20 protein-coding genes and 2 riboswitches are annotated in these 20,009 nt (G+C 53.5%); of the genes, 14 read left to right on the forward strand and 6 right to left on the reverse strand.

Annotated elements, in window-relative coordinates; all coding sequences use genetic code 11:
* Window positions 1-70: 70 nt before the first annotated feature.
* Complete coding sequence (gcvT, locus tag ACKGJP_RS17865; RefSeq protein ID WP_409346969.1) at window positions 71-1,168, reverse strand: glycine cleavage system aminomethyltransferase GcvT; 1,098 nt, start codon at window positions 1,166-1,168, stop codon at window positions 71-73.
* Between the two features lie 362 nt (window positions 1,169-1,530).
* A riboswitch (glycine riboswitch) is annotated at window positions 1,531-1,643 on the reverse strand.
* 147 nt (window positions 1,644-1,790) lie between these two features.
* A riboswitch (glycine riboswitch) is annotated at window positions 1,791-1,895 on the forward strand.
* 249 nt (window positions 1,896-2,144) lie between these two features.
* Here gcvT and gcvH point away from each other — a divergent pair.
* The 6 genes from gcvH to ACKGJP_RS17895 all read left to right on the forward strand — a co-directional run bounded on the left by gcvH (window position 2,145) and on the right by ACKGJP_RS17895 (window position 7,257).
* Window positions 2,145-2,537, forward strand: a complete 393-nt coding sequence (gcvH, locus tag ACKGJP_RS17870) for a glycine cleavage system protein GcvH (RefSeq protein WP_409346970.1) — start codon at window positions 2,145-2,147, stop codon at window positions 2,535-2,537.
* Window positions 2,538-2,638: 101 nt separating this feature from the next.
* Window positions 2,639-3,556: a TIGR01777 family oxidoreductase gene (locus ACKGJP_RS17875; protein WP_409346971.1), complete on the forward strand. Its 918-nt coding sequence runs from the start codon at window positions 2,639-2,641 to the stop codon at window positions 3,554-3,556.
* A gap of 109 nt (window positions 3,557-3,665) precedes the next feature.
* Entirely contained in the window at window positions 3,666-3,803 is a 138-nt protein-coding gene (locus ACKGJP_RS17880) for a hypothetical protein (RefSeq protein WP_409346972.1), read from the forward strand.
* A 117-nt stretch (window positions 3,804-3,920) separates the two neighbouring features.
* A complete protein-coding gene (locus ACKGJP_RS17885) occupies window positions 3,921-5,186 on the forward strand; it encodes an MFS transporter (protein ID WP_409346973.1) in 1,266 nt (421 codons plus the stop codon).
* 93 nt (window positions 5,187-5,279) lie between these two features.
* The gene (locus ACKGJP_RS17890) at window positions 5,280-6,278 is read left to right on the forward strand and encodes a Gfo/Idh/MocA family protein (RefSeq protein WP_409346974.1); all 999 of its coding nucleotides are present in this window, start codon (window positions 5,280-5,282) and stop codon (window positions 6,276-6,278) included.
* Complete coding sequence (locus tag ACKGJP_RS17895; RefSeq protein WP_409346975.1) at window positions 6,271-7,257, forward strand: Gfo/Idh/MocA family protein; 987 nt, start codon at window positions 6,271-6,273, stop codon at window positions 7,255-7,257. Before ACKGJP_RS17890 ends, ACKGJP_RS17895 begins: the two co-directional genes overlap by 8 nt.
* 135 nt (window positions 7,258-7,392) lie before the next feature.
* Here the strand turns inward: ACKGJP_RS17895 and nagB are convergent, their stop codons facing one another.
* The 3 genes from nagB to ACKGJP_RS17910 form a co-directional block, all read right to left on the reverse strand.
* Window positions 7,393-8,130 carry a glucosamine-6-phosphate deaminase gene (gene nagB / locus ACKGJP_RS17900; protein ID WP_409346976.1) on the reverse strand — a complete coding sequence of 246 codons (738 nt, stop codon included), beginning with the start codon at window positions 8,128-8,130 and terminating at the stop codon, window positions 7,393-7,395.
* Window positions 8,131-8,134: 4 nt separating this feature from the next.
* Window positions 8,135-8,992, reverse strand: a complete 858-nt coding sequence (locus ACKGJP_RS17905) for a MurR/RpiR family transcriptional regulator (protein ID WP_409346977.1) — start codon at window positions 8,990-8,992, stop codon at window positions 8,135-8,137.
* A gap of 201 nt (window positions 8,993-9,193) precedes the next feature.
* Window positions 9,194-9,634, reverse strand: a complete 441-nt coding sequence (locus tag ACKGJP_RS17910) for a GNAT family N-acetyltransferase (protein ID WP_409346978.1) — start codon at window positions 9,632-9,634, stop codon at window positions 9,194-9,196.
* A gap of 244 nt (window positions 9,635-9,878) precedes the next feature.
* Between ACKGJP_RS17910 and ACKGJP_RS17915 the strand changes: the two genes are divergently transcribed.
* Window positions 9,879-10,175 carry a hypothetical protein gene (locus ACKGJP_RS17915; protein WP_409346979.1) on the forward strand — a complete coding sequence of 99 codons (297 nt, stop codon included), beginning with the start codon at window positions 9,879-9,881 and terminating at the stop codon, window positions 10,173-10,175.
* A 96-nt stretch (window positions 10,176-10,271) separates the two neighbouring features.
* On the opposite strand, the gene ACKGJP_RS17920 is transcribed toward ACKGJP_RS17915, so the two are convergent.
* Window positions 10,272-11,240 carry an alpha/beta hydrolase gene (locus ACKGJP_RS17920; protein ID WP_409346980.1) on the reverse strand — a complete coding sequence of 323 codons (969 nt, stop codon included), beginning with the start codon at window positions 11,238-11,240 and terminating at the stop codon, window positions 10,272-10,274.
* Window positions 11,241-11,478: 238 nt separating this feature from the next.
* Between ACKGJP_RS17920 and ACKGJP_RS17925 the strand changes: the two genes are divergently transcribed.
* From ACKGJP_RS17925 to ACKGJP_RS17940, 4 genes are all read left to right on the forward strand, one after another.
* Window positions 11,479-11,895 carry a thiol-disulfide oxidoreductase DCC family protein gene (locus tag ACKGJP_RS17925; RefSeq protein ID WP_409346981.1) on the forward strand — a complete coding sequence of 139 codons (417 nt, stop codon included), beginning with the start codon at window positions 11,479-11,481 and terminating at the stop codon, window positions 11,893-11,895.
* Window positions 11,896-11,990: 95 nt separating this feature from the next.
* The gene (locus tag ACKGJP_RS17930) at window positions 11,991-12,365 is read left to right on the forward strand and encodes a hypothetical protein (protein WP_409346982.1); all 375 of its coding nucleotides are present in this window, start codon (window positions 11,991-11,993) and stop codon (window positions 12,363-12,365) included.
* 73 nt (window positions 12,366-12,438) lie between these two features.
* Window positions 12,439-13,977, forward strand: coding sequence for a sensor histidine kinase (locus tag ACKGJP_RS17935; RefSeq protein WP_409346983.1), 1,539 nt, complete (start codon window positions 12,439-12,441; stop codon window positions 13,975-13,977).
* Complete coding sequence (locus ACKGJP_RS17940) at window positions 13,974-15,572, forward strand: DUF3369 domain-containing protein (RefSeq protein WP_409346984.1); 1,599 nt, start codon at window positions 13,974-13,976, stop codon at window positions 15,570-15,572. The genes ACKGJP_RS17935 and ACKGJP_RS17940 overlap by 4 nt, the downstream gene beginning before the upstream one ends.
* A 68-nt stretch (window positions 15,573-15,640) precedes the next feature.
* On the opposite strand, the gene ACKGJP_RS17945 is transcribed toward ACKGJP_RS17940, so the two are convergent.
* Entirely contained in the window at window positions 15,641-16,426 is a 786-nt protein-coding gene (locus tag ACKGJP_RS17945; protein ID WP_409346985.1) for a YheC/YheD family protein, read from the reverse strand.
* Between the two features lie 268 nt (window positions 16,427-16,694).
* Between ACKGJP_RS17945 and ACKGJP_RS17950 the strand changes: the two genes are divergently transcribed.
* The 3 genes from ACKGJP_RS17950 (at window position 16,695) to ACKGJP_RS17960 (ending at window position 19,989) form a co-directional block, all read left to right on the forward strand.
* Window positions 16,695-17,912, forward strand: a complete 1,218-nt coding sequence (locus ACKGJP_RS17950; RefSeq protein WP_409346986.1) for an AMP-binding protein — start codon at window positions 16,695-16,697, stop codon at window positions 17,910-17,912.
* A gap of 74 nt (window positions 17,913-17,986) precedes the next feature.
* On the forward strand, window positions 17,987-18,949 hold the full coding sequence (sbnA, locus tag ACKGJP_RS17955; RefSeq protein ID WP_409346987.1) for a 2,3-diaminopropionate biosynthesis protein SbnA: 963 nt from the start codon (window positions 17,987-17,989) through the stop codon (window positions 18,947-18,949).
* 74 nt (window positions 18,950-19,023) lie between these two features.
* Entirely contained in the window at window positions 19,024-19,989 is a 966-nt protein-coding gene (locus ACKGJP_RS17960; RefSeq protein WP_409346988.1) for a 2,3-diaminopropionate biosynthesis protein SbnB, read from the forward strand.
* The last annotated feature ends 20 nt before the right edge of the window (window positions 19,990-20,009 follow it).

Below are 20,009 nucleotides of genomic sequence, written 5' to 3' on the forward strand. Positions count from 1 at the left end.
CTCTCAGACTATAGACTTATGACCGTCACATCATACATTTCGGACGGGTGACCGGTTTCGGCTGCTTGCGTTATTTCGATTTTGCATAAAAAGGCGTCTTGACGACCTTCGCGCGTAGCTGCTTGCCTCTGATTTCCACGAAAAGCTCCGTCCCGAGCTCAGCGTATGCTTTATCGATCAGGGCGAGCCCGACATTCGTTTTCAGCGTAGGAGACTGGGTGCCTGTCGTAACTTCGCCGATCTGCTTGCCGTCGGCAAAAACAGGGTAATGGCTGCGCGGGATGCCGCGGTCGATCATTTCGATGCCGACTAGCTTGCGGGGGGCGCCGTTTTTTTTCTGCTCGGCCAGCACGCTGCGGCCGTTGAATTCGCCTTTATCCGGCTTGACGAAAAAGCCGACGCCCGCCTCTATCGGCGTAATCGAAGCCGAGAGCTCCTGGCCGTACAGCGGGAGCCGCGCTTCGAAACGCAACGTATCCCTCGCGCCAAGCCCGATAGGCAAAATGCCTTCCTCCGCGCCGGCTTCGAGCAGCTTCTCCCATAAGGCGGAAGCGGCAGCGCCGTCCACGTAAAGCTCGAAGCCGTCCTCGCCCGTATACCCGGTGCGGGAAACGATAGCAGATACGCCGTCTACTTTTGCATCAAAGAGGAAACGGAATGGCTGCAGATCGGCGATCGGCTCGTTCGTCAGCTTGCCCAGAACGGATGCCGCTTTCGGGCCTTGGATGGCGAGCAGCGCCGTTTGCTCCGAGATATCTTCGATCGTCACGTCGCCTTCCTTGTTCGAACGAAGCCAGTCCAAATCCTTATCGATATTGGACGCGTTGATTACAAGCATGTACCTGTCGCCCTCGATGTAATAAACGAGCAAGTCGTCGACCACGCCGCCGTCCGGGTAGCACATCAGGCTGTATTGCGCTTGCCCGGGAACGAGCTTCGAAACGTCGTTCGTCGTAACCTTCTGCAAGAAGGCGAGCGAGTCTTTGCCTGCAATGTTCACTTCGCCCATATGGGACACGTCGAAGAGTCCAGCGCGCGTGCGGACGGCTTCATGCTCCGCTTGAATGCCGGAAAATTGAACGGGGAGCTCCCAACCTCCGAAATCGATCACCCGAGCGCCGTGTTTGTCGTAAAGCGGGAAAAGGGGCGTGCGTTTTAGCGTAGTCATAACCATCACCTCATAACCGGATTTTACGTTTCGTCTTAGTATTTTCATTTGAAGCCGTTTCGTTTCCTGCAAAGTTATTCCCCGTGCAGCGAACTCCCGCAAAGGGGAGGGAATAGCGCTTACAGGCTTCCCGATTGCATGGTCGAGACACACAAAGGCGAAAGCTGGAGTAGCGCATCCGGAATGCGAACGCAAAAAAACAGAGCAAAAAGTACGCAGTCGCCTGCGCGCTTTTCGCTCTGTCCTTTTACCTGAGAGTTGCCTCTATGCGGGTGGCGTAGAGTTTCCCCTTGGGTGACCTCTATGGAATTCACGTTTTCTGACCGATAACGGGAAAATTTCCTAGGCGCTCTCCAGAGATGCGTCCGGCAAAGGTCCTTTTGCCTGAGAGATTCACCATTCCGGCTTACTCCTTCGGCGCCGTCTCCCGTCGGACCATACGGTCCGGCTTGACGGTCTCTCCCTGTGCCATCATTCGCCTTATCATGTTCAGTTCTCTTATATTATTACGGAATGACGCACCGATTTGTCAATGTTTACTTGCCGAGAACGACGAATTATTTTAAAAGATTGACAGCGCTCTTTTTGGTGTTTTATGCTAATCGTAACTGCATACACGCGGATGATCGATGCGAGAGAGACCGAAAGCAAGACGCGGCACCGAAGGAGCAAATCCCAGAAAAGACCTTGGGACCAATCTCTCAGGTAAAAGTATCTCATCGGGACGCGCCTCTGGAGAGAGCGGTACGCCACCCAAGGGGAATGTTTCTTTAACAAGGCTTGCTTAACAGGCAAGACAGGGCACTACGGTAAAGGAACGAAACTCTCAGGTACAAAGGACAGAGACAAGGGAGACGGTTCACGCCCTTGCTCTGTCCTTTTTCGAAGCTGCATGTATAGGGGCTTACTGGGAAAACTATGCCAGACATGAATAACGAAAAACTACCTAAAACGAATGTAAAGCGAGGCGTTGAAGATGAGTCAAGTGTTGGCGGAACTGTTGTATACGAAGGAGCACGAATGGGTCAAAAAGCTGGGGGGCAACCTCGTCCGCATCGGTATTACCGATTTTGCGCAAAGCCAGCTCGGCGATATCGTGTTCGTTGAGCTGCCGGAAGCGGGATCGACGCTTTCCGCACACGAAAGCATCGGAACCGTCGAATCGGTTAAGACGGTTTCCGACATTTTCACCCCGGTATCCGGTAAAGTGGTGCAAATCAACGGCTCGCTGGAAGATGCTCCGGAAACGGTCAATTCCGATCCGTACGAGCAAGGCTGGATGCTGGAAGTCGAAGTAAGCGGTGACGACGCTTTCGAAGGGTTGCTGACGGCGGAAGAGTATGCCGCATACACCGAAGGCGATCATTAATACATTTCTCACATAAAGAGCTAGAACGGCAGGCATCCTTGTGACGTCGTCCTTTTCCGGGTATGATGTAGGAAAGATTCGGAAACCGGGAGGGGAAACGCGTGATTATTGCGGTATCTGGCGGAACCGGCTTTATTGGAAATCACCTCATCAGGCATTTGCTCGAGCGAGGGGATGAAGTCGTCGTTGTCTCGCGCAGCGATAAACCTTTATGCATACATACAAGCGATGGCCGACAGTCCGAAATCCGGTCCGTGAGCTGGTCGCGGTTAGAACGGGACGTTTCGCCTTTGGAAGGTATCGACGGCTGGGTGAATTTATCCGGCGAATCGATCAATAGACGATGGACGGCGGCAGCCAAAAAGGAAATACTGGAATCCCGCCTGCGGACAACCGGCCAAGTTGCGGACGTTATCGCAAGGCTCGAAAGGAAGCCTAAGGTCGTTGTGACCGGATCCGGCATGTCGATCTACGGGACGTCCGAAACGGATTCGTACGATGAGGATAGCCCTGCCAGAAACGTCGACTTTCTGTCCTCCGTCGTTGAACAATGGGAAAGGGCGGCCGACCGAATCCCCGCACAGCGGATCGTCAAGCTTCGCGTCGGTCTGGTGCTCGGCTCGGATGGCGGCGCACTGCCGCCGATGATGCTGCCTTACAAGCTCTTTGCGGGCGGACGTGTGGGAAGCGGGAAACAGTGGCTTTCCTGGATTCACGTTCAAGATATGGCGCGGCTCATCGCCTTCTGCATGGATAACGAGCAGATTGAGGGCGCTGTGAACGGGACGGGGCCGAAGCCTGCGACGAACGACCAGTTCGGCCGCGTGCTGGGGCGAGCTCTAGGGCGTCCGCATTACTTTCCGGTTCCGGCGTTCATGCTGAAGCTTATTTTCGGCGAGCTTTCGGTGCTGCTCCTGGAGGGTCAACGCGTGTTGCCTTCCAAAGCGCTCCGGCATGGCTTTCAGTTCCGTTATAACGAACTGGAGGCCGCTTTAAGAGACATTGCCGCCAGAACATGACAAGGAAATTTCGGTTATAACGAAAACTTCCCTTTTCGGACCTATGGGGATGCGGTATGTTAAACGGTATCAGCAATACGAATCACTAAGAAAAGGGAGGTGACTGGAGATGAACGAACAGATGCGCTGCATGGCGTTCAAGCGGTCGATTACGCATGCGAATAAAGGGAACGGGATACGTCTGTCCTTTTCGATGCATACGGTTCGGCAGCTCCAGCCGCCACAATCGGGATCGCCGCAGAAGTAGCAAAGATGTTCATTTGCTTCTCGCTCATCCGATGAAACCATGGAGCTGCCGTTCCATGGTTTTTTGTTGTGTTCGTTAAACAACCGCCGCGCTTAAGCGGGCGAAAGGATGATTGTGATGAAGCAAACGCTATATAAAAGGAATGTACCGCTGTTTTTTGTTTATCAATGGCTAGGCATGTTCGTGCTGGATCGTGCCATATGGATGCTGTTTCTCGTGTCCAAAGGATTGACGCTCGGACAGATTGCTCTGCTGGAGACGCTGTATCACGGCATGAATTTTCTATGCGAGGTTCCCACGGGGATGATCGCCGACAGGCTAGGCAAACGGACAAGTCTGCTCATGGCGCAAGGCGTAGGGATAGTCAGCGCCATCTGGCTGATGACAGCTACGGATTTTTACGGACTGACCGCTGCGTTCATGCTGGGCTCGCTGGTGCATACGCTGCAGTCCGGAGCGGCATCCGCGCTTTTCTATGAAACGCTGAAAGGACAGGGGAGACGGCATGAATTTAGCGTGCTGAACTCTCGCTTGTCATCCTTGGCGCTGGTTTCGATGGGGATCAGCGGAATGGCCGGAGGCGCACTGTCCGACCTTAGCTGGTCTTACGTATACGGCGGGAAAGCGATCCTCCATATTGCATTGTTGTTCGTCATATGGAGGATAGAGGAGCCTGTCGTGCATGCGGACGAACCGGATGAACGATCTGAAGAGGCGGAAGCTGCTAGCGAGGAAAGCGGGAAGGCGGGTTTTGACCGATTGCCTCTTCATCATCAAATAGGGGCGATCTTCCGTTTTATCGGCAGGAATAAGGCGTTTGCGGCGCTTTCCGTTTTCGGGGCGGTCTTATACGCGATGTTCTGGTCAATAGGGTTCTACAGTCAGGTTCTTTTTGAGCAAGCCGGGCTAAGCAAAGGGACGATTGGAGTCGTTAACGGCGCGGAAACGTGGTTTTCTGCGGCGGTTGCCGCCGTTGCTTATTTCGGGGAGCGGTTATTCGGCAGGAAAGGGACGCTGTACGTCGCGGCCTTCGGCTTTATGCTGGCTTTTGCGCTATTTAGCTTTCAAACCGGCGGAGTCGGCACGATAACTTGCTTCTTCCTGATGGCGCTGTTCATAAGCGGGCTGGAGCCGCTCCTCGAAACGTATCTGCATGAACTGGTGCCTTCCGCGATGCGCGCAACGATGCTGTCCGTTTTCAGTATGATGATTTCGGCAGGGATGATGGTGACTTTTATGGGGATCGGTTTGCTTGCGGATGTGCGCGGTCTTTCGCCGGCCGTGCAAGCCGTCATGATCGGCTGGCTTCCGATTATGGCGATAGTAACGTTAGTCGCGGCAAGAATCGCCCATGCGAAATGGTGTCATAAACCCGTCCATTAGCCGTAATGGGTTGACTAGCGACGCTTGGTTCATATAGCATGGGAAAGGATGCGTAAAAATGAATAGGAACGACGATACATGGAGGTGCACCATATGAAAGTAGCCATTGTTGGCGGCGGCGGAATGGGTCAAGCATACGCTGCGGATTTGGCGAAAATGAACGATATCGAAGTAGTCGGCGTTTGCGATATCAACTCGGCTTCGGCGGAACGGACCGCGGCGATTTGCGGCTCTGCGGCTTTCAGCGATTTTGACGCGATGCTGTCGCAGGTTGAGGTGGATGTCGTATGCGTAACCCTGCCGACTTTCCTGCATAAAGAATATGTGATCAAAGCGGCCGAGAAGGGCAAGCACGTCATTTGCGAGAAGCCGATCGCTCTGGATTTGGCGGATGCCCGTGAAATGATCGAGGCTTGCAGCCGTAACCATGTCAAATTGTTTATCGGCCATGTCGTCCGGTTCTTCCCCAGCTACAGCAATTTGGCGGATGCCGTCAAGGACGGGCATATCGGTTCGCCGGGCGTGGCCCATCTGAAAAGAGTGGGGGCCTTCCCGCAAGCGGCCGGGCGCAGCTGGTTTGCAGACCGCAAGCTGAGCGGCGGCGTTATTCTCGACTTGATGATTCACGACATCGACTATATTTGCGGACTTTGGGGCGATGTGAAATCGGTTTACGCCATGGGCCGGTTCAGCGAAGAGCCGAAGATGGAGTACGCGCTGGCCACGCTGCGCTTCGCGAATGGCGCAATCGCCAATCTGGAGTCGTATTGGGGCTATCCAGGGCCGTTCTCGACGGCAGTCGAGCTGGCGGGCAACGGCGGCATTTTGCGCTATGACAGCCAGCAGGCTTCATCGATGACGATCACGAAAGCAAGCGAAGACGGTTCGCCTTCGATGCCTGTGCCGCACAGTCCTTCGAAGCACGATCCTTACTATGAAGAGCTCCGTCACTTCTTCTCCTGCATCCGCGACAACAAGGAGCCGATTGTATCGGCGGAGGATGCTTACAGAGCGGTTGAAATCGCCCTTGCCGCGATGCAATCGATAGAAACCGGCCAGCCGGTAAGGATCGGAGGGAATGCAGATGCGTAAAGTGAAAATAGGTATGATCAGCTTTGCCCACAGCCACGCATACGGCTATTTGGAGGGGCTGCTTCGTCTGCCGCAGGTTGAGGTTGCCGGTATCGCCGACGAAGTGCACGATCGGGTGAAGGAAGTTACCGAAACGAATGGAATTCCTTATTTTGCGAACTATGAAGAACTGCTGGCGAAAGACATCGATGCGGTGGTCATCTGCTCCGAAAACGTGCATCATGCAAAGCTTACGATCGCTTCCGCCAAAGCCAAAAAGCATGTGCTTTGCGAAAAACCGCTAGGCATTTCGGTAGCCGAAATGAAGGAAATGATCGACGTTTGCGCCGAGAACGGCGTTCAGCTTATGACGGCGTTTCCTTGCCGTTATTTGTCCGGCGTCATTGCCGCCAAGGCGGCGATCGACCGCGGCGAAATCGGCGACATCATTGCGATTAAAGGAACGAATCGCGGTTCGATGCCGGGCGGCTGGTTTATCGATAAAAGCTTGTCCGGTGGCGGCGCGGTATTCGACCACACGGTTCATGTGATGGATTTGATTCATTGGATCACGGGATCGACCGTTACGGAAGTGTATGCGGAAAGCGGAACGCTGTTCAACGACATCCCGATCGACGATGCGGGCATGGTACACGCGAAGTTCGCTAACGGGGTCATTACCGTGCTTGATCCAAGCTGGTCGAGATCCGCTCCGTTCCCGACCTGGGGCGACGTAACGATGGAAATCGTCGGCACGAAAGGGGTCATCTCAGTCGATAGTTTCGGTCAGAAGAATGACGTATACAGCAAGAAGAACGGAAGAGCCAGCTGGAGTCCGTGGACGGACAACATGGACTTTTTGCTGATCGAGGATTTTGCCGAAGCGATCCGGACCGGTTCGCCGGTGCCGATTACCGGCCAAGACGGGATGAATGCGGCAGGCGTGGCGCTAGCGGCTTACGATTCCATACAAGCGGGCAAAGCGGTCAGTATCGGATAAAAAATGGCATATACGTAAACAAGGGACCCTTCCAACGCGAGTTGAAGGGTCCCTTGTTTTATAAATAAAAGAGAGCTGTTCCAGTAGCAAATGATCTTGCTTTGGAACAGCCCTCGCTATTGTTAATGCCGCTAATTATTTTTCCTCGGCAAAATATTTGCCCGCTTCCGTATCGAGCAGCACGACGACGTTCGAATGCGTCTGCAGAAGGGATGCCGGGCACTCTGTCGTAATCGGACCAGTCAAAGCCCGGTGGACGATTTCGGCTTTTGCCTCGCCGCGTACGACGAGCAGAATCATTTTGGCTTTGAGGATTGCGCCTACGCCCATCGTCAGCGCATGGGTCGGCACTTCGTCAATCGAGTTGAAGAAGCGCGCATTCGCTTCCCGCGTCTCGCTTTTCAGCTCGACGATATGGGTCCCGCTTAATAAAGCGTGAGACGGTTCGTTGAAGCCGATATGACCGTTATTGCCGAGCCCGAGGATTTGCAGGTCGATCTGTTTAGCGTCTTCGAGCAATCGGTTATATCTTTCGCATTCCGCTTCGAGATTCGCGGCGTTGCCGTCCGGAATGTTGATCTGCGAAGCCGGCAGGTCGATATGACCGAACAAGTGGCGGTTCATGAAGCTGTGGTAGCTTTCCTGGTGATCCTTCGGAAGACCGACGTACTCGTCCAGGTTGAAGGTCGTCGTTTGGCGGAAGCTGACCATATCCTTGCGGAACGTCTTGATGATTTCTTCATAAATGCCGATCGGGGAGCTGCCTGTCGCAAGTCCGAGCACGGCTCTAGGATTCGTCTGCACAAGACTGGTAATGATACCTGCGCCTGCTTCGTTCAGTTCGTCGTTTGTGCGAAACGTTAAGATGTTCATCTGCTTATCTCCCTTTTTCTTTGCGATATTTTCTGACCATTTGGAACGAATGCTCCAACATGGGTACATACTCGTCGAAATGCTCGCTCACCATGCCGGTGAACAGGATGTCGATCACGTGCAGTTGGGCGATTCGCGAAGCCATGTCGCCGCGGCGGACGCCTTCCTCGAGCGAGGAAGTAAAAAGCGGAATATCGGACAAGCCGGCTAACGTCGTCGAGCCGTATTTGGTCAGCGATATCGTGGTGGCGCCGTTCTCCTTCGCGCAGCGCAGAGCGTCGATCGTCTCGGGCGTTTCTCCGGAATAGGAGATGGCCATCGCTACGTCGCCTGCCGACAGCGTGGAAGCAGACGTGACCTGCATGTGCGAATCGGAAAATACGGACGTCCGCTTGCCGATGCGAACGAGCTTATGGTGAAAATCCTGCGCGACGATGCCGGAGGTGGCGACGCCGTACAGATCGATCTGCCTGGCGGTACGCAGCGCATGGAGAGCGAGCTGCAGTTGACGGAAGTCGAGAAGGTGAGTCGTGTCCATGATGGAACGGACGTGATTTTTTTCGATTGCCGCCACGATTTCGTTAAGCGGATTGCCCGCTACGATATCCTGGTACGTCATTTCGATCGGCTGCTGCGCCAGATCGGCTGCGAGCTTCATTTTGAAATCGGTGAATCCGGTGAAATGGAACGTTTTGCAAAACCTCGAAATCGTTGCCGGGCTCGTATGTGACAGCTCCGCAAGCTCCGTAATATTCATGCTCACGACGGATTGAGGCTGTGCGACAATAAACTCGGCTAGCGCCAGCTCTTTCTTGTTAAAGCGGGACGTTTGCTCCCGAATGGCCTTGAGCATGCTTTGCATAGCGGGTTCACCACATTCTTCAGCTTCCTGCATCGGCAGGTTGTTCTTTACAAAATGAAAATAATTTCAGTAAAAACGGATCATTTCGAGAAAATATTTTTCATTCTGATCATATCGCATTTTCATCAAATCGACAAGTCGCAACGAAGGAAACAGGAACATTTTCTCTTTTTCCAACAGCTTGTCCCGCAAGGGGGCCGGTTATCCCGAGCAGAGCCGCATTTCATAAAAAGATTGGCCGCCTTGTTTAACGATAGATGAGGTCGGCGTGAAGCCGCATGTTTGAAACAGCCGCAAAGATGCCTCATCTTTTTTATCGACATAATGAACGATTTCCTCTAACCGCAGCACTTCGAACGCAAGGCGGCACAGCAAACGAACCGCATCGCCTTCCGGGATTTCCGGACCGGCCTCGATAAGGGTAATCACGGGGCGTCCGATCGCCGCCTCGCGTCTTTCGAAATCCGTTTCCGTCAGCGCAATCGTTCCGATCGCCGTTTTTGCGTTATCCGACTTGGACGAAATGGCGAAAATCAGACGGCGGTCGTTATTCCGTTTACGGCGTCTTCCATACAAGCCGGCTTCCTTGGCATTTTGCAGCGTCAGCCGAATATGGTCGTTTTCAATCGAGATCGGTTTCATGGGAGCGCCTCTTTTCGTCGGAATCGTTGAAGGAATGTATTACTCCTACCATATGTCACGGCTTCATGAAAGGCACGGCGTATAGCCGGGGCTTGGGGCGACGGCCGATAAAACCCAAATGATTCCTGCAAAAAAAGGAGTCTGAACCCTCGCCATTGCAAATAAGTTATTAGAGAGTTGCGTAAGCCGTTCTTTCGGGTAAGCGGCGGGGCGGCGGATTACGAAATCCTATGGGAGGGATAGCGTGATGCAGGTGGTGGACATCAACGTTGATCGGACGGAGCTTATTTTAACGGTCGACAACGGCAAACGTGTCGCTTCGCAAACGGTCGCCTTCGACAAAGTGCTAAGCATTCGGTTCAGCAAGGAAACGGTCAAAAAGTGGTTTTCAACGAAAGTAGTCAGAAGGATCGAGCTGTACACCAAGGATAAAGAGGAGCCTTATTCGATCGGCAGCGATAAAGTGAAATCGTTCGACGCGATCGAGGAGTATATCCGGCAGTTGGCCGAAAAACATCAGATTCCTTTGGAGCAAGCTTGAGCGTAATCGGTAATCGCAGCTTATTCAAGGAGGTGAGGAAACGAAGCGGCGTCAATGTCCCAAAGTTCGTACCCATGCAAAAAGGAGCCTGCCTATTCAGCGGGCTCCTTGCGTTAAGCTTTTCAGGAACGAGGTTGCGCGAAGCATATATTCTTTCTTATGAGACCTGTAGATGAGCTCGTGTTTGCTGTTCGGTACGAGCCACAACCGGGTTTTCTCGTGGTCGGGCTGGTTGTCGTAGAGCTCCTGAATCAGCTGATAGTCCGCTTTGCTGTCCTGCTTGCTGTGAATCAGGTAGATGGGGAGCTCGTAATGCGTCGTCTTCACGTCATGCGTCGGCACTTGACTCAAACTGACGCCGTTAAAAATCGGGAAGAAGAAACGGATGAGAGAAAGGGACGGAAACCTCGGCAGGTCGACATGCTGCTTCACGTTCATGTAGAGCGTATCGGGGTCGAGCAGATAGGTGCTGTCCAGAATCATGCCGCTGATTTCCTTCGTTACGAGTGCGGCTTGCAAGGCAGTTCCGGCCCCCATCGAGAAGCCCCAGACGAATACGTTCTGCGCGCCCTTCGTTTTGGCTAGGCTGATCGCGCCGAGAAGCTCCTGCGTTTCCTGGATGCCTCCGGTAACGACGCGGCCGGGCTGAACAAACCCGTAATCGAACATAAGTACGTTGTATTGCATGCGGTTTAGCGCTTTCGCCAATTCATACATCGGCACCCACGATTCCTCGCGGTTTGCGCCATAGCCGTGAGAAAAAACGACCGTTTCTTGCGACTCGCCCGGGATGTACCAGCCGTTTAAGGAGCTGCGGCCGTTGGCGCTCGGGAAGGTGACGTCTTCGTAAGAGAGGCCGATCGCTTCCAACGGATTGGAGAGCAGCGGCGCGATGGCGGGTCTTCCGAGCGTCCAGGCGATATAGCCGTGAAAGGCGAGAATCGGCATGATCAGCAGCAAAGCGACTGCCGTAGCCCATCTGGGCAACCGGATTTTTTTGCGTACGCCTATTTTGACAGCGTTTTCAAAACGGCGAAGCAACGGATTCAATGTGACGGTTTTCATCCGAATCCCTCCTTAAGATGTAATGGGAAGCTGCATAACGGGAATGGAATCTACTTTGTGTTAGTTGCTTATCTTCATAGTATGACGGGGAGGGGAGACCGTCAATAAGCGCGGCGAAATGTTATCTCCGTGTAACACGGCTGTAATGGAACGTCCAAAACTTGCCGTTTCCCGCATTGTATCGACGGCGGCCGTATGTCATAATTTTGGTAATCGGCGGTCAAATGGAGGAGATGTCATGCAGGTACCGAAACGGGCTAATCAAGAGGTTATTTTGTTCGACGGCGTTTGCAACATGTGTGCGGCTGTCGTTCGATTCGTGATCCAGCGAGATCCGAAGGGGCGATTCCAGTTCGCCGCTCTTCAGTCGGATATGGGGCGCCTGCTTCTTGAGAAGCATGGGCTGCAACCGGGCCGGCTGGATACATTCGTCCTTGTGCAGGGAGAACGCAGCTGGATCAAGTCGACGGCCGCGCTGCGCGTTTGCCGCGGGCTGAAAGGACTATGGCCGTTGCTTTATGCAGGGATCGTCGTACCTAGACGCGTCAGGGACTTGATGTACCAATGGGTGGCGCGCAACCGTTACCGATGGTTCGGAAAGACGGATTCCTGCATGATGCCTACTCCTGAGCTGCGCAAAAGATTTTTGGATTAATCGGGCCTCCGAGGAAAAGTCTTCAAAAACGCTATTGTCGAGAGATGTTGCGTTTTGTAAGATTAGAAGAAGAACGAACCGATGGAGGTTATTGGATGAAACGATTGGCGATTTTGCTTGTTGCAGGCTGTTTAACGCTTAGCGCATGCGGGACAAACCGTGAGACGGCTGGCATGATAGAGGACAAAAAACCTACTTTGGACGTCGTAATCAAGGTGGAAGGCAATAGTGCGAAGGTATCGGTTCTAACCGACCTGCATATTTCCAAGGAGCATTACGGCGGGGCCCGCAAGGCGGGGGAAGGACATATTCATACTTACTTGAACGACGGAGAAAAGGTAGCGATGGACGAGCCGGAGAAAACGTTTCCCGGCTTGGCTCCCGGTAAGCATGAAATCAAGGTTTCCCTCCATAACAACGATCATACCCCTTATGACGTCACCAAGACGGTTGCGTTCGAGGTCAAATAAGGGTTCTGAGCGGTATCGTGTACATATGCAATTGGATTCGAGTCTGTTTGGATGAATGCTTGCGGGGGGAAGAATGAAACCGTTCATAACGAAAATCAGCTTAGGAAACAAAATCATCGTACTGACGACGGCGATCACGATTGTGATGATGACGTGCGTCATTTGGTTCACCTCGATCGTATTGCGGCAATCGGTTGAAGAGACGTATAACGGGCAGCTTCAAGGCATGACGATCGCCATTAACGGCCGCTATGAAGAGTCGCATGTCCTGCAGGACGTCCAGCAAATATTCGATTATATCCAGTATAAGAACAAGAAGGTCATCGAACTGACGCTGCACGGCATGGATGGCAGCATTCTTGCTTCCACGGACCGGGCCAAAATCGGCTTGCCGTCGAAGACGTCTGTTCTCGAGCAAGCCCGAACGGACAAGTCGCTAGTCACGCGCATCAATCATGACGGGGACGGGATTCCGAAGGCGCAGCTCGTCGCTCCGCTGAAGGAGGACGGGACGACGGTCGGCGCGATCGTTCTGCTTCTGGATACATCGGAGGAAACCAAGCTGGTCGCATCGCAAATCCGGACGATCGCTTGGGTATGCTTCCTGATCGGCGTGGTCATGCTTGTTCTGCTATTGTTCATGATCCGCAAATTGCTGATCCGTCCTCTTCTGCGTCTGCGTCAGGCGGCCTCCGTGGTCAAACAGGGTCAAGACTACAATCACGTCGATTTGAACGCGAGCCTTGAAATCAATGAGGTGGCCGCTGCGTTCAACGATATGGTGGACAATTTGGACGATCGCTACGAGCAGCTCCAGCATGCTCTCGAAACGCTGCAATCGACGCAGAAACAGCTCGTGCAGTCCGAAAAAATGGTGGCGCTCGGTGGGCTTGTCGCGGGTATCGCTCATGAAATCAACACGCCGCTTGGCATCGGGGTAACCGCTACCTCGTATATGGATCAGCGTACCAAAGAGATTACGGCGTTATACAGCCAGAACAAAATGAAAAAATCCGATCTGGATACGTATCTGCAATCGGCGGAGGAGACGACGTCGATCATCATGAGCAACCTGCAGCGCGCATCGGAGCTGATCCGCAGCTTCAAGCAGGTGTCGGTAGACCAGTCGAGCGAGGCCAAAAGACGGTTCAAGCTGAAAAGCTATATCGAGGAAGTGCTGCTCAGCTTAAATCCGCGCATAAAGAAAACGAAGCTGTGCATCCGCATCGACAGCCCGCAGGGCGATATCGAAGTGGACACCTACCCCGGGGCGGTTTCGCAAATCATCACGAACTTTATCATGAATTCAACCATTCATGCTTACGAGGCGGATCAGGCCGGTACGATCCGTATCGGCATCGCCAAGCTGGGCGGCATGCTATGCATTAATTACTCGGACGACGGCAAAGGGATGACACCCGAAACGGTCGGCAAAATATTCGATCCGTTCTTCACGACGAACCGCGGGGGCGGGGGGACCGGACTCGGCATGAATATCGTATACAACATCGTAACGCAAACGTTCGGCGGCACCATACGCTGCGAAAGCGAGCTCGGCAGAGGGACTTCATTCATCATTGAAATACCCGACCAGGAGGACAATACCATATGATCAATAATCAATTGACGCAGGATACGAATAACGATCAAGTCCAGTTTGCCGAGGAGGAAGGGGAGCTGCTTTTTGCCGAGGAAGACGATGAGGCGGGCGGTTCAGGAGCAGCCAAAGAGTCTTGGAAGGTCATTATCGTCGACGACGAACAAGAAATTCACCGGGTAACGAAGCTGGTGCTCGGCGATTTCGAATTCGGCGGTAAATCGCTTTCTTTTTTAAGCGCTTATACGGCAGCCGATGCCGAAAAGCTGTTCCTCGAGCATCCCGACGCTGCGCTCGTGCTTCTGGACGTCGTCATGGAAGAGGAGGATTCGGGTCTTAAGCTCGTCCGCTTCATCCGTGAAGAGCTTAAGAACAGCACGATCAGAGTCATCTTGCGTACGGGTCAGCCGGGTCAGGCGCCGGAGAAGACGATTATTATGGATTACGACATTAACGATTACAAGGAAAAGACGGAGCTGACATCCCAGAAGCTGTTCACGACAGTCGTTTCCTCGCTTCGGACGTTCCGGGATATGAAGGTCATCGAGAAAAACAAGAACGGCTTGGAGGAAATCATCAAATCGTCCGCGACGATCTTCGAGCTTCAATCCATGCGCAAATTTGCCGGGGGCGTCCTTACGCAGCTGACCTCCATTATCAATCTGAACAAGAATGCGCTGCATTGCAGCTTGGCCGTAACGAAGGAAGACAGCGATATTTACATATTGGCTGCAACAGGCGACTATTCCTCCAAGGATAACGAACGGGTAAGAGATGTGGTGCCCGTAACGATCCTTAAGGAGATCGAAGACGCTTTTCGCGAGAAGCGCAGCAAGTTTTTCGACAGTCATTTCGTTTATTATTTCCAGAGCAAGACAGGCTCGGAGAATGTCATCTATTTAAGCGGACACAAAGCGCTTAACGAATGGGACCGTTATTTGATCGAGATTTACTGCGCTAACGTGTCGGTCGCTTTCGAGAACATCTATTTGAACGAAGAAGTGGAGCATACGCAGAAGGAAATCATCTTTACGATGGGTGAAATTACGGAGACCCGCTCGAAGGAAACGGGGTATCATGTCAAGCGGGTAGCGGAATACTCGAAGCTCCTTGCGCTCAAATACGGCTTGTCCGAAGAAGAAGCGGAAATTATCCGGCTTGCCTCTCCTCTACACGACGTAGGGAAGGTAGGCATTCCGGATTCGATCCTGAACAAGCCGGGGAAGCTGACCGAGGAAGAGTTCGATACGATGAAGCATCATGCGGGACTCGGCTACAGCATGCTGAAGCATTCCAACACGCGGCTGCTCAATGCCGCCGCCACGATCGCCTTTCAGCATCACGAGAAATATAACGGGAGAGGCTATCCGAACGGTCTCAAGGGCGAGGACATTCATATTTATGGCAGGATAACGGCGATCGCCGACGTCTTCGATGCACTCGGCAGCGAGCGTGTATATAAGAAAGCATGGGAACTCGACCGGATTATCGAGCTTCTCCGAAGCGAACGGGGGGAGCATTTCGATCCGGTCCTGGTCGATCTGTTTCTTGGAAGCATGGATGAAGTAGTGGCTATTCGAGACCGGTATCCCGATCAGAAGGTGTTTTAGCCCAAGCAAAGAACCTCCTTTATCACGGACAACCTTACGTGATCGGGGAGGTTCTTTTCTGTACGTTCCTAGTCATTTTCCGGATAAATGTTGAAAGTGAGCTTACGGCCGTATGCGGACGAATATCGCATGATTTTGCGCACGATTCGTTTGTCCTTCAGCTCGCGGAACATTTTGGATATCGGACTCATGTTGACCTCGAAGATCCATGGCTTCAGATTGGCATCCAAGCCGATGTCGAGACCGCTTTCCTTGATGTTCGGATACCTCGTAGCAAGCTGCTTAACGGTAAGCAAGCCGACCTGCTTCATGCGGACAATGACCTTGTTGAGCTTCTTCCCTTCGGCATGTTTGCGAAGAGCGCTTTGTACCGTCATTACCGTGCCGCCGTTGGAACGATTGGTTACGATTTTGCCGGGTTCGGCGACACGGCAAATGAGCCCGGTCGCTTCCCAGCGGCCGCGCGGATTCTGTTGAATCATGACGCGGATGTCGAGAGGACGCTTATCGTGCTTGAGTAATTCGATCCCTCGTTGCGCCAAATAAGGCTTGCCTGCCGTGATCGGCCGCAGGAAGGCGAGCAGAGAGTCAAGGGAGGTGAAGGAACGCTTTTTCAGCCCCGCATGACATCGGTAATCGCGTTTCCCGCGTTTTTCAATGCGTATGACCCCTTGTCCGCCCGTACCCACCTCGGGTTTTATATAGACCGACGTATATTTGTCTAACATGCTGACAAGCGATTGGCGAGTCAGTTTCTTCGTCTCCGGAATGAGGTCCCGAAGAACGGGATGACGCAGCATCACGACGGTTTTCCGCCACTTGTTCGGATCGTTTCGCCTGTAATCGAATGACACCGGTTGTCTCCTCCGTTTCCTGTAAAGAGGATTGCTTCTGCTTATCATATGTTGACATGCCTCATGTTGTATGCGTAACCGCCTAATAGTGAGCGGAGTTTGGAGCGGCTAAGAAACGGAAGGCGGAAGCCCGTTTCGTTAGCGGCGGCAGACAATCGGGCATTTGATGCGGTTCTATTCGATTGCAGGACGCATAAGTTCTAAGAGGTTGTAAGATGGCGGAACATGACGAAGCTTGTCACCGCACGAGAGCCGGAGGGAACGGATCATGGAAGCAGCGCACAAGTGGGAACAAAAATGGCGGGAGATCGAACGGCTTTACCCGTGGTATCGGGATTTGACAAAAGACCGTACGATCCGATCGCTTGAAGATCTTCCCTTCATGACCGCGCCCCTATTGGAAGCGCGGTATTACCGCCAGCCCCCGCCGGACGATCCGGCCATATCGGTCTATCGGACTTCGGGAACGAGCGCCAAAGGGCGAAAGACGATCTTATACTCGCTGGAAGACGACGATTATTACGTTGCCCTTAAACAAAAACTGTTTGCCGACATCCTGAACGGTACACAGATAACGAAGGCGGTCTCCGATATGGGGACGGGGCATGCGGCCAGCACCGCCGGAGCTATTTTCGCGGCAATGGGTATCGATTACCGGATCGTTCCGTTCGAGGAGCCGCTGGAAACGCATATTGCCTTATTGGAGTCGTATCGGCCCGAGCTGCTGTATACGATGCCATCCATTTTGGAGCGCATCGTACAGGGGGCGAGGGAGCCGCGGGCATTCGGGCTGCGCAAAATCATCCTGGTCGGCGAGGTGGCGAGTTCGCGGTGGATTGCGAACATGGCCGCTGCATTCGGTCTTTCACCTGTCGACGTGACGGATACGTACGGCTCCATCGAGCTCGGGACCATGGCGTATTACTCGCATGCCAACGGACGTTATTTCTTGGAAGACACGATTATTGCCGAAACGGCACAGCCTCAGGACCTCGGACTTACGATCGACCCGCTTCGCGAGGATGAGGCTATTCTCGTCCTGACCTCTATGAACCGGCGTTATTTTCCCGCACTGCGGTTCGTCACCTACGACGTCGTTCGCGGCTTCAGGCCGGCTGCGGAGGACGGTTCCGTACCGGCGAGCTTCGAATCCATCGTTAAGCGGGTCGGACCCGAGTTCAAGCATGGGGAGAAAATGAGCATTCACGATATCGAAGAGGTTGTCGGCTCGCTGCTTCCCGATGCGATCGCGCGCGTTGCCATTGCCGGCAATAAGCTTTGCGTGACGGTCAGCAGCGCACATATAACGGAAGAGGCGATAATCGCGATCAAAGCCGGGCTTCGGGAACAAATTCCGGAGATCGGCCTTATGATCCGCAATCGGCTGCTCGAAGACATCGAGGTAGAAACTCAGCCGTACGGGGAGCCGGGAGCCAGAAAGGGTATTAAAGAGAAGAAGCTGCGCATCGAAGAACCGGGTTCATAAGCAAGCGTGCCGTTCAAATGGCATATGAACGGCAAACCGAAGCTAGGGTTGCATAGAAGGGCGGAAAGAAGATCATGTCGTTGAAGGAAGGCATCCTATCTGCGATCGGGAATACGCCGCTTGTGAAGCTGGTGAAGCTTGGCGATAAATACCCGTTTACGGTATACGGCAAGCTGGAACTGTTGAATCCGGGCGGGAGCTCGAAGGACCGTCCTGCCCTGAGAATGATCCGATACGGCGTCGAGAGCGGTCAAATCAAACCGGGTACGGTAATTGTGGAATCCAGTTCGGGTAATATGGCGATCAGCTTGGCCAAAATATGCGCCTATATCAACCTGCCGCTTATTTGCGTCATCGATCCGAAGACAACCAATCAGAACAGGAAGATCATGGAGGCCTATGGCGCCAAAATCGAATATGTGGGAGCACCGGATCCGGAAACCGGGGAGTTTTTGCCGGCGCGCATTAATCGGGTGAAGAAGCTGCTTCAGGAAATCGAAGGAAGCTATTGGCCCAACCAATATGAAAATACGCACAACGCTTCGAGCCATTATCATACGACGATGCGGGAAATAGCCGCAGAGCTTATGCCGGTCGATTATTTGTTTTGCGCGGTAAGCACGTGCGGAACGATTCGCGGCTGCGCCGAGTACGTGCGCGATCACGGCATGTGGACGCAGGTTGTCGGCGTTGATGCGGCGGGGAGCGCCATTTTCGGCGGGCCGCAGGCGAAGCGAATGATTCCCGGCTTGGGCGCCGGCTTCGTTCCGAAGCAGCTGAGAAGAGAGCTTGTTGATCATGTCGTCCATGTCAGCGACTTGGATTGCGTTAGGGGCTGCCGCACGCTCGTGCGAAACGAATCCATCCTTGCCGGCGGTTCGTCAGGAGCCGTAGTGACGGCGCTGGATCGAATGGCTGACCATATCGACCCCGGATCGAACGTAGTGCTTCTTTTACCCGATCGCGGGGAGAGGTATTTGGACACGATTTACTCGGACGATTGGGTGAAAAGTCAATTTGGAGACGTCACACTATAAGCGCTAGTATCTACGCAGCAGGTGCCAGAACGTCCATTATGCAAATCTACTAGACATATCGGAGGGGAAGCTGCTTGCTGTACTTGAACGATGCCGATATAGCCGCAATCGAAACGGATTGGCCACGCTTGATCGACGTCATCCGTCAAACCGTACATTGTATGGACGATGGCGATTTTGCCCAGCCGATCAAGCCATACCTGCGATACCGCAATCCCAAAAACAGAATCATCGCCATGCCGGCTTTCGTGGGCGGTTCGTTCGAAACGGCGGGCATCAAATGGATCGCCAGCTTCCCGGACAACTTGGGGCGCCAGCTGCCGCGCGCGCACAGCGTAGTGATTCTAAACGATGCGGATACGGGGGTGCCGACCTCGATTATCAATACGCCCCGTTTGAGCGTTCTACGTACGGCGGCGGTGAGCGGACTTGTCATGGAGACGGCTTCGAAGCAGCGGTTCGACAAACCATTTTCGGTGGCAATCCTCGGCTGGGGTCCGATCGGTCAAGCGCATTTTCAAATGATGACGGCATGTTTCGGCGATAGGCTGAAAACGATATTTTTGCATGACCCGAAACGGCTTCACAATCGCCCGATCGATTCTCCTTACCTGAAACGGGTTCGCGTCACGGACACTTGGCAGGAAGCAGTCGTGAAGGCGGACGTCGTCATCACATGCACCGTCTCCGATAAGCGTTATATAACTCGCTTGCCGAAGCCGGGCTCCTTACTGCTGCATGTTTCGTTGCGCGATTACGTACCGGAAGCGCTGAGTACGGTACGTGCGATTATCGTAGACGACTGGGAGGAAGTATGCCGTGAGCGAACGGATATCGAGCTGCTTCATAGAGAATACGGCTTGATGAAGGAACAGACGCGATCCGTCTCGGACATCGTATGCCGAAATGCAATGGCGGAATGGCCGGCCGGCGAAACCGTGCTGTTCTGTCCGATGGGCTTGTCCGTGTTCGATATTGCGATGGGGAGCCGGTACGCGGGACTGGCGAAGGAGCGCAGGCTTGGGCTTGAGCTTGATTGAACGGACGGCAGCGCGAGACA

The sequence above is a fragment of the Paenibacillus litoralis genome (assembly GCF_046244365.1).
In the GTDB taxonomy this organism is placed as follows: Bacteria; Bacillota; Bacilli; order Paenibacillales; family NBRC-103111; genus Paenibacillus_V.